At 73.1% G+C, this 9,420-nt stretch carries 8 protein-coding genes; 6 read left to right on the top strand and 2 right to left on the bottom strand.

All coding sequences use genetic code 11. The features are described 5' to 3' along the window. Both ABEB16_RS09265 and ABEB16_RS09260 read right to left on the bottom strand, forming a co-directional pair. The coding region (locus ABEB16_RS09265) for an ROK family protein (RefSeq protein ID WP_345711970.1) at positions 1-719 on the bottom strand (719 nt) is incomplete at its 3' end. Next, the gene (locus ABEB16_RS09260; protein ID WP_345711969.1) at positions 716-1,753 is read right to left on the bottom strand and encodes a LacI family DNA-binding transcriptional regulator; all 1,038 of its coding nucleotides are present in this window, start codon (positions 1,751-1,753) and stop codon (positions 716-718) included. The genes ABEB16_RS09260 and ABEB16_RS09265, both read right to left, overlap by 4 nt. A gap of 432 nt (positions 1,754-2,185) precedes the next feature. Here ABEB16_RS09260 and ABEB16_RS09255 point away from each other — a divergent pair, with 432 nt between their 5' ends. The 6 genes from ABEB16_RS09255 to ABEB16_RS09230 form a co-directional block, all read left to right on the top strand. After that, positions 2,186-3,886 (top strand): ABC transporter substrate-binding protein, encoded by a 1,701-nt coding sequence (locus tag ABEB16_RS09255; RefSeq protein ID WP_345711968.1) that lies wholly within the window; start codon positions 2,186-2,188, stop codon positions 3,884-3,886. Between the two features lie 79 nt (positions 3,887-3,965). Further along, a complete protein-coding gene (locus ABEB16_RS09250; protein ID WP_345711967.1) occupies positions 3,966-4,955 on the top strand; it encodes an ABC transporter permease in 990 nt (329 codons plus the stop codon). Between the two features lie 15 nt (positions 4,956-4,970). Then, positions 4,971-5,966 (top strand): ABC transporter permease, encoded by a 996-nt coding sequence (locus tag ABEB16_RS09245; RefSeq protein ID WP_345711966.1) that lies wholly within the window; start codon positions 4,971-4,973, stop codon positions 5,964-5,966. Continuing rightward, the gene (locus ABEB16_RS09240) at positions 5,963-6,862 is read left to right on the top strand and encodes an ABC transporter ATP-binding protein (protein WP_345711965.1); all 900 of its coding nucleotides are present in this window, start codon (positions 5,963-5,965) and stop codon (positions 6,860-6,862) included. Before ABEB16_RS09245 ends, ABEB16_RS09240 begins: the two co-directional genes overlap by 4 nt. After that, a complete protein-coding gene (locus tag ABEB16_RS09235; protein ID WP_345711964.1) occupies positions 6,859-7,794 on the top strand; it encodes an ABC transporter ATP-binding protein in 936 nt (311 codons plus the stop codon). The genes ABEB16_RS09240 and ABEB16_RS09235 overlap by 4 nt, the downstream gene beginning before the upstream one ends. Then, the coding region (locus ABEB16_RS09230) for a glycoside hydrolase family 2 protein (protein ID WP_425560145.1) at positions 7,791-9,420 on the top strand (1,630 nt) is incomplete at its 3' end. The genes ABEB16_RS09235 and ABEB16_RS09230, both read left to right, overlap by 4 nt.

Genomic DNA, 9,420 nt, shown 5'->3' with positions numbered 1-9,420 from the left:
CTGAACCCGGCGCCGGCGTCGGCGGCGGGCTCGCGGGCGGTGGCGCCCTCGGGCGCGGCCCAGCCGTGCCGGCGGGCGTGGCGCACCAGCGAGGGACCGCTGGCGACGACCTCCAGGCAGCCGCGCCCGCCGCAGGGGCAGGGGTCGCCGTCGACGTCCACCGTCATGTGCCCGATGTGCCCGGCGTTGGCGGTGGGGCCGGCGTGCACGTGCCCGTCGAGGACGAGCCCACCGCCGACGCCGGTGGAGACGACGACGCCGAGCACGGCCCCCGCGCCGCGGCCGGCGCCCAGCCAGTGCTCCCCGATGGCCATGCAGATGCCGTCGCCGGCCAGCACCACGGGCACCGGGGCGCCGGTGAGGCCGGCGACGAGGTCGGCGACCCGGCTGCGCAGCGGGAAGTCGCGCCAGGCGCCGATGTTCACCGGGCTCACCGTGCCGCGCGCGCTGTCCAGCGGGCCGGCGGAGCTGATGCCCACGCCGGCGGGGCGGGGGGCGGCCGCGGGCAGCAGGTGCCCGGCGAGGGCGGTGACGGCGGCGAAGACGTCCTCCGCGTCGGCCGAGCGCGGGGTGGGCACGACGTGGGAGGCCAGGACGCCGCCGGCCGCGTCGACGAGGGCCGCGGCGAACTTGGTGCCGCCGATGTCGACGGCCAGCACGGGTCCGGCCGCGGCGGCGGCGCCGGCGGCGGGGACGAGAGGGGTGGTGGCGGACGTCATGGGGGAGGGACCTCTCCGGAGCCTCGCGCGACGAGGCGGGTGGGCAGGACGAGGGAGCGGACGCCGTCGGGGCCGGTGCCCTCGGCGCGGGCGAGGGCGAGGTCCGCCCCGAGGCGGCCCATGTCCTCCGGCTCGTGGGCGACGACCGTGATCCCGAGGACGTCGGCGAGGGCGAAGTCGTCGAAACCGACGAGCGCCGGCCGCGGGGCCGCCGGACCGAGCGAGCGCAGGGCGCGCAGGGCGCCGACGGTGTTGCGGTTGTTGGTGGTGAACAGGGCGGTGGGGGGTTCGCGCAGGGACAGCAGCTGGTGGGTGATGAGCTCGGCGGAGGCCTCGTCGTGGGAGTCCCCGCGCACGTGGCGCTGCCACTCGGCGATGCCCGCCGCGCGCAGGGCCTCGCCGAACCCCGCGACGCGCTCGCGGTGGGTGGAGAGCCGGGAGAAGTCCCCCACCAGGCCGATGCGGCGGTGCCCGGCGCGCAGCAGGTGCTCGGCCGCCGCGACGGCGCCGCGGCGGTTGTCGAGCACGATGGAGTCGATCTCGGCGCCCACGGGGCGGCGGTCGAGGCAGACCACGGGCATGCCGTGGCGCTGCTCGTCGGCGAGGTGGGCGCTGTCCTCGGTGGTGGGGACGACGAGCAGAGCCCGCACGCGCTGCTGCACGAGGCTCGCCGTCAGGGCGCGCTCGGTGGCCGCGTCCTCGTTGGTGCTGCAGGTCACCAGCTGCAGGCCGTGGCCGCGCAGCACCTGCTCGGCGCCGCGGGCGATGCGCGAGTAGAAGGGGTTGGCCAGGTCGCCGATGACGAGCCCGACGGAGGCGGCCCGCCCGCCCCGGCGCAGCTCGCGGGCGAGCCCGTTGAGCCGGAAGCCGAGCTGGTCGGCGGCGGCGTGCACCCGGGTGGACGTGACGTCGCGGACGTGGGCGTCGCCGTTGAGGGCGCGGGAGGCGGTCTTGATGCTGACCCCGGCCAGCTCGGCGACCTGCCGCAGGGTGGGGCGGCCGTCACCGGCCGCCGGGTGGGTGGTCGCGGTCACGGCCTCCTCCTCTCGCGTCGTCGCGGTGGACGGCAGCCGCAGCTGCGGGTGGCCGCCGGCGCATCCTGACATCGATGTCACGGCTTTGGCCAGCCTGCGTGCGGATGCCGGCCGGCGGCGCCGAACATGATTGCAACGGAACGGCAACGGCCGAGCTGAACAGGTTCAGCACCTCTTGACATCGATGTCATGAACCGGTGAAGCTCTGCCCGTCCCACCGGGTCGGAGCCCGGACCGGCCGCCCGCGGTCGCCGGTTCCGCCCGGGTACTCCCGCAGCGCGGCTGGAGGTCCGGCGCGCGCGACCCGTCGCCCCAGGAGACGCCGTGACCCAGTGCCAGCGCAGGCACCGTCACCGCTCCGCGGGCACCGCAGAGCCGTCCACCCAGCCGCAGTGATCACGAAGTCGTGACGTCACCACCGAGGGGTCCCCAATGAACCGGAAGTCGCCCACCCGCCGCCGCGGTCTCACCGTCGCGGCCGCCCTCACCGGAGCATCCCTGCTGCTGGCCGCCTGCGGTGGCTCGGGGGAGGAGGGCGGCGCCTCCGGTGACGCCGCGACCACCCTCGTGGCCTACACCGGCCAGGCCGGGGACTGGCAGCTCAACTTCAACCCGTACTCGCCCTCCTCCATCGCCGGGCGGGGGACGATCTTCGAGCCGCTGTTCTTCATCAACAAGGCGCAGGAGTCCGAGCCCAAGCCGCTGCTGGGCACCGAGTACTCCTGGAACGCCGACGGCACCGAGCTGAGCGTCACCCTGCGCGAGGGCGTGACGTGGAGCGACGGCGAGCCCTTCACCGCCGACGACGTCGTCTTCACCTTCGACATGTTCACCGAGCACCCGGCCCTCAACGGCTTCGGGTGGAACGGCACCGTCACCGCCGTCGACGACACCCACGTCGTCTTCGCGTGGGACACCCCGGCGTACACCGCCGGCCCCGACGTCATCAGCCAGGTCTACATCGTGCCCGAGCACATCTGGAGCGGGATCGACCCCGAGACCGACGTCCTGGAGAAGCCCGTCGGCACCGGGGCCTACACGATCGGCGACTTCAAGGGCCAGGCGTTCACCCTGCTCGCCAACGACTCGTACTGGGGCGGCGCGCCGGCGGTCAAGACGATCCGCTTCCCCGCGCTGTCCGGCAACCAGGCCGGTGCCGACGCCATCGCCGCGGGGACGATCGACTGGCAGACCGGTCCCATCCCGGACATCCAGAACACCAACAAGAACTTCCCCAGGTACGACACCGGCACCGCCGCGCAGAACCAGATGGTGCTCGCCACCTGCTCGAACGCCGCGCTCGGCTGCACCGGTCCGCAGACCGACCCGGCCGTCCGCCGGGCGCTGTTCTACGCCATCGACCGCACCCAGCTGAACGCCCTGGCCTTCCAGGACACCGCCGCGGAGATCTCGCCGAGCTTCGCGCTGACGGCGACGCAGGAGAAGTGGATCTCCGATGCGGTCGAGCCGAAGACCGCCCCGGAGAAGGCCGACCCGGCCGAGGCCGGCAGCATCCTGGAGGCCGCCGGATACGCCAAGGGCGCCGACGGGATCTACGCCAAGGACGGGCAGAAGCTCAGCCTCACCATCGAGGTCGTCACCGGCTGGACCGACTACATCACCGCCCTGCAGACGATCACCGAGCAGGCCAAGAAGGCCGGCATCGAGCTGCAGGCCGCGCAGTCGTCCTGGAACGAGTGGACCGACAAGCGCATGAAGGGCGACTTCCAGCTCGCCATCGACTCGCTCTGGCAGGGCCCGGCCCCCGACCCGTACTACCTGTACAGCTACTTCTACCTCGGCGGGGACCAGACCTCCCCCGTCGGGACGAAGCCGGCCGGCAACAACTACGGCCGCTACAGCAACCCCGAGGTCGACGCCGCCATCCAGGCCCTCAAGGCGCTGCCGCTGGAGGACGAGGCCGGCCGCCAGCCGCTCTTCGACACCATCCAGACGGCCATCACCGCCGACATGCCCTACATCCCGATCCTCACCGGCGGCACGACGAGCATCTGGAACGTCGAGAAGTTCACCGGCTGGCCCACCGACGACAACCAGTACGCCTTCCCGGCGGTCTGGTCGGCGTTCGACGCCGCGGAGATCTACAAGACCCTCAAGCCGGCGGGCAGCTGACCCGAGGCGGACCGGCCGGGTGCCCCGCGGGCACCCGGCCCCCGCCGTGGTCGGCAGCGGACTCAGGACAGGTGCAGCCGTGAACTTCATCCTCAGAAAGCTCGGTTTCTACGCGGTGGCCTGCTGGGCGGCGATCACGCTGAACTTCGCCATCCCCCGCATGCTCCCGGGCGACCCCGTCGACATCCTGCTCGCCAAGCTCAGCCAGCGCGGCGGCACCGTCACCGCCGAGACCCGCAAGGCGTACGCCGCCCTCCTCGGCGGTGACACCGACGACCCGCTCCTCACCCAGTACTGGACGTACCTGACGAACCTCCTCAAGGGCGACCTCGGGGTGTCGATCAGCTACTTCCCGGCCAAGGTGACCGACGTCATCTCCGCGTCGATGCCCTGGACCGTCGTCCTCGTGGGCATCGCGACCCTGATCGCGGCCGTCATCGGGGTGCTGCTGGGGGCGGTCGCCGGCTGGCGGCCCGGCTCGTGGCTGGACTCCTTGGTGCCCGCCACCACGCTGCTGGCGGCGGTGCCCTACTTCTGGCTCTCCCTCGTGCTCGTCTACGTGCTCTCCCGGATGATGGGGCTGTTCCCCTCCCAGGGCGGCTACGACGTCGTGCTCACCCCCGGCTGGAACGCGGACTTCATCTCCTCCGCCGCCTACTACGGCTTCCTGCCGGCGCTGACGATCGTGCTGGCCTCCCTCGGCGGCTGGATCCTCGGGATGCGCAACATGATGGGCTCGACGCTGTCGGAGGACTACATCCTCACCGCGCGCGCCAAGGGGCTGCCGTCGCGGTGGATCCTGCGCAACTACGCCGCCCGCAACGCGGTCCTGCCCTCGGTCGCCGGCTTCGCCATCTCCCTGGGGTTCGTGGTCTCCGGCTCGGTGGTCACCGAGCAGGTCTTCTCATACCCCGGCATCGGATCGCGGCTGCTGGGGGCCGTGACGAACAACGACTACGCGCTCATGCAGGGCGTGTTCCTGTACATCACCCTGGCCGTGCTCGGCGCGAACCTCGTCGTCGACCTGCTCTACGGCCTCATCGACCCCCGCACCCGGGCACGGGCCTGAGGCCCCAGGAGAGCCATGACGAACATCCAGCCCGTCACCGGGCCCGCGGTCGAGGACCCGACCGAGCTGCTCGCCGCCGCCGACGGCGAGCAGGGCGGCAAGCCCAGGTCCGCGTGGCGGCTCATGCTGCCGACGATGACGCCGTGGCTCGCCCTCGGCCTCGTCCTGGTCGGCGGCATCGTCCTCTACGGGACCGTCGCGCGCTTCTTCGTCGGCGACCCCGACGCCATCCGCGACATCGGCATGACCGGTCCGTCGCGGGAGCTGCTGCTGGGCACCACGCAGACCGGTCAGGACGTGTTCGCCCAGCTCGCGCACGCCACGTGGGGCTCGCTGCAGATCGGCTTCCTGGTCGGTGTCCTGGCCACCGTGCTGTCGGCGTTCTTCGGCATCTACGGCGCCTACCTCGGCGGGTTCGCCGACGAGGCGTTCTCGCTGCTGTCGAACGTCTTCCTCGTCATCCCCGGCCTGCCGCTGGTCATCGTGATCTCCGGTTTCGTGCCCCGGGAGAGCCGCGGGCTGTGGACGATCGCCGTCGTGCTGGCCCTCACCAGCTGGGCCGCCTCGGCCCGGGTGCTGCGGGCGCAGACGCTGTCGGTGCGCAACCGCGACTACGTCGCCGCGGCCCGGATCGCCGGGGAGAGGCCGTGGCGGGTCATCGCCGTGGAGATCCTGCCCAACCTGCTGCCCGTGCTCGCCTCCCAGTTCGTCTTCGCGGTCATCGCCGCGGTGCTCGGCGAGGCCGGCCTGTCCTTCCTCGGCCTGGGGGCCTCGAACTCCTCGACGCTGGGCACGATGCTCTTCTACGCGCAGAACGGCTTCGCGCTGCCGCTGGGGGCGTGGTGGTGGTTCCTGCCGCCGGGTCTGATCATCGCGCTGCTCGGGATGGGCCTGGCGCTCATCAACTTCTCCATCGACGAGATCATCAACCCCAAGCTGAAGAACGTGCGCCTGCACCGCAGGCGCGCGCGCCTGCTGGCGAAGGCGGAGAAGAGGGCGGCCGCGGCATGAGCACCACCACCACCGTGACGCCGCAGCAGCGGCGCACCGCGCGCGAGCCCGTGCTCAGCGTCCGCGACGTCACCGTCGTCTACGAGACCGAGCGCCCCGTGACCGCGGTCGAGGGCGCGAGCTTCGAGCTGGGCCGGGGGGAGATCCTCGGCCTGGCCGGGGAGTCCGGCTGCGGCAAGACGACCCTCGCCTACGCGGTCAACCGCCTGCACCTGCCGCCGGCGCGCATCGCCTCGGGCAGCGTGACCTTCCACGACCGCAGCGGCGAGAACGTCGACGTCCTCGCCCTGCAGGACGAGGCGCTGCGCCGCTTCCGCTGGTCGAAGCTGTCGATGGTGTTCCAGGGCGCCATGAACGCCCTGAACCCGGTGCGCACCATCGGCGCCCAGCTCGACGACACGCTGCGCGCGCACACCTCCGGCACCGACAGGCACACCCGGCGCGAGCGCTGCGCCGACGTCCTCGTGCGGGTGGGCGTGGACCCGCTGCGGCTGAGGTCCTACCCGCACGAGCTGTCCGGCGGCATGCGGCAGCGCGTCATGATCGCCATGGCGATGCTGCTGGAACCGCAGATCATGATCATGGACGAGCCGACGACCGCGCTCGACGTCGTCGTGCAGCGCGACATCCTGCGCGAGATCGTCCGGCTGCGCGACGAGCTGGACTTCGCCGTCGTCTTCATCACCCACGACCTGCCCCTGCTGCTGGAGATCTCCGACCGGATCGCCGTCATGAAGGGCGGGCGGATCGTCGAGCTCGACGCCGCGCGCACCCTCTACACCGCGGCCCGCCACCCCTACACCCGCAAGCTGCTCGGGTCCTTCCCGAGCCTGAGCGGCGACCGCGGCGCGTTCATCCGCACCGGCGCCGTCGACGAGCCGGAGGAGCTGCCGTGACCAGCGTCGACGTCACCAACCTCGTCAAGGACTACGGGATCCGCGACGGCCTGCGCCGCCGCGACCTGCGGGCCGTGGACCGGGTGAGCTTCAGCCTGCTGCCGCGCCGCACCGTCGCCCTCGTCGGGGAGTCCGGTTCCGGCAAGTCCACCATCGCCAAGCTGCTGACCCGGCTGGAGAAGCCCACCTCCGGGCGGATCGACGTGCGGCTCGGCGACGGCACCCCCGTGGTGGGGTCGCTGTACCGCCGGCACGTGCAGATGGTGTTCCAGGACCCCTTCGCGTCGCTGAACCCGTTCCACTCCGTCGAGCACCACGTCGCCCGGCCGCTGCGCATCCACGGGCGCACCCGGGGTGCGGCGGCCACCCACGAGCGGGTGCTGGAGATGCTGCGCCGGGTGAACCTCACCCCCGCCGAGCACATGGCCGCCCGGCGCCCGCACGAGCTGTCCGGCGGCCAGCGCCAGCGCGTCGCCATCGCCCGCGCCCTCGCCCCCGGCGCGCAGGTCCTCGTCGCCGACGAGCCGGTGTCCATGCTCGACGTGTCCATCCGCCTCGGCGTGCTGAACCTGCTGGCGCGCCTGCAGCGGGAGGACGACCTCGCCGTCCTGTACATCACCCACGACCTGGCCACCGCGCGGCACTTCTCCGACGAGATCCTCGTGCTCTACCGGGGCCGGGTGGTGGAGCGCGGCCCCGCCGACGCGGTCATCCTCGACCCCCACCACGACTACACCAAGCTGCTGGCGCAGGCCGCCCCCGACCCCGAGCGGGTGGGCGGGGTGATCGCCTCCTCACCGGTGGACCGGTCCGGGATCGACAACTCCGTCTGCTTCGACCACCACACCGGGCAGTGGGAGCACATCGACGACGTCGCCGCCCGCGCCGGCGTCCCCGACCGGCACGCCACCGAGAAGAGGATCGCATCGTGACCACCGACGCCCTGGACGCGCCGAGCCGGGCCGGCGAGCGGGACGGCGCCCCTGTGGCGGTCGCCACCACCTCCCTGGACTCCGCCGCCGGCGTGACCTGGACGCTGCTCGCCCTCGCCGGGCCGCTGCCCGAGGCGGCGGCCGCGCTGCGCGGGGCCGGCGTCCCCGCCACCGTCCCCGGCGTCGTGCACACCGACCTGCTCGCCGCCGGGGCGATCGCAGACCCCTTCGACGGCGACAACGAGGCCCGGCTCGCCTGGATCGGGCGCACCGGCTGGTCCTACCGCGCGGTGTTCGGCTGGACCCCCGACGGGCGCCCGCGCCAGGAGCTCGTGGCGCACGGCCTGGACACCGTCGCCGTGCTGCGGCTCAACGGCACCGAGGTCGGCCGCGCCGCCAACCAGCACCGCACCCACCGCTTCGACGTCACCGGGCTGCTGCGCGAGGGCGACAACGAGCTGGTCGTCGAGTTCGAGGCCCCGGTGGACGCGGCCGAGCGGCTCGCCGCCGAGCAGGGCCCGCGCCCGCACGTCAACCACCACCCGTTCAACGCCGTCCGCAAGACGGCCAGCAACTTCGGCTGGGACTGGGGGATCGACGTCGCCACGGTCGGCATCTGGCGCTCCCTGGCGCTGGAGTCCACCGGCGTCGCGCGCATCCGCGCCGTCCGCCCGCTGGCCGGTGTCGACGGCGGGCGCGGCGTGCTCACCGCGCACGTCGACGTCGAGCGGGTGCCCGGCGCGCAGGACGCCACCGGCACCGTCGTCGTCGAGGTCGCCGGCCGGGCCACCCGCGTCCCGCTGGCCGCCGGCGCCGGCACCGCGGTGGCCGTCGTCGAGGTCCCCGACGCGCAGCTGTGGTGGCCGCGCGGGTACGGCGGGCAGCCGCTGTACGACGTCGCGGTGCGCCTGGAGCTGGACGCCGGGCCCACCGACACCTGGAGCGGGCGGGTCGGTTTCCGCACCGTCACCCTCGACGTCGCCCCCGACGAGCACGGCAGCCCGTTCACCGTCTCCGTCAACGGCCGCCCCGTGAACGTGCGCGGCGCCAACTGGATCCCCGACGACGCCTTCCTGCCGCGCCTGGACCGCGGCACGTACGAGCGCGGCGTCCGCGACGCCGTCGAGGCGAACATGAACCTGCTGCGCGTCTGGGGCGGCGGGATCTACGAGAGCGAGGACTTCTACGACCTCTGCGACGAGCAGGGCGTGCTCGTCTGGCAGGACTTCCTCTTCGCCTGCGCCGCCTACCCCGAGGAGGAGCCGCTGCGCTCGGAGGTCGAGGCCGAGGCCCGCGAGGCCGTCACCCGGCTGTCCCGGCACGCCAGCCTGGCCCTGTGGAACGGCGGCAACGAGAACGTCTGGGGCTACGTGGAGTGGGGCTGGCGGGTACCGCTGGCCGGGCGCACCTGGGGAGCGGGCTACTACCTCGACCTGTTGCCCCGGATCGTCGCCGAGCTGGACCCGCGCACCCCGTACTCCGCGGCCAGCCCCTTCTCGTACACGGAGTACCTGCACCCCAACGACCCCCGCCACGGCACGGTGCACATCTGGGACGTGTGGAACTCCCGGGACTACTCCGCCTACCGCGAGTACGCCCCCCGCTTCGTCTCCGAGTTCGGGTTCC

Origin of the sequence: Kineococcus glutinatus (assembly GCF_039542765.1) — a bacterium.
Taxonomy (GTDB): domain Bacteria; phylum Actinomycetota; class Actinomycetes; order Actinomycetales; family Kineococcaceae; genus Kineococcus_A; species Kineococcus_A glutinatus.
Note: the sequence above shows the minus strand (reverse complement) of the source record. Positions and strands in the feature narration are given on the sequence as shown.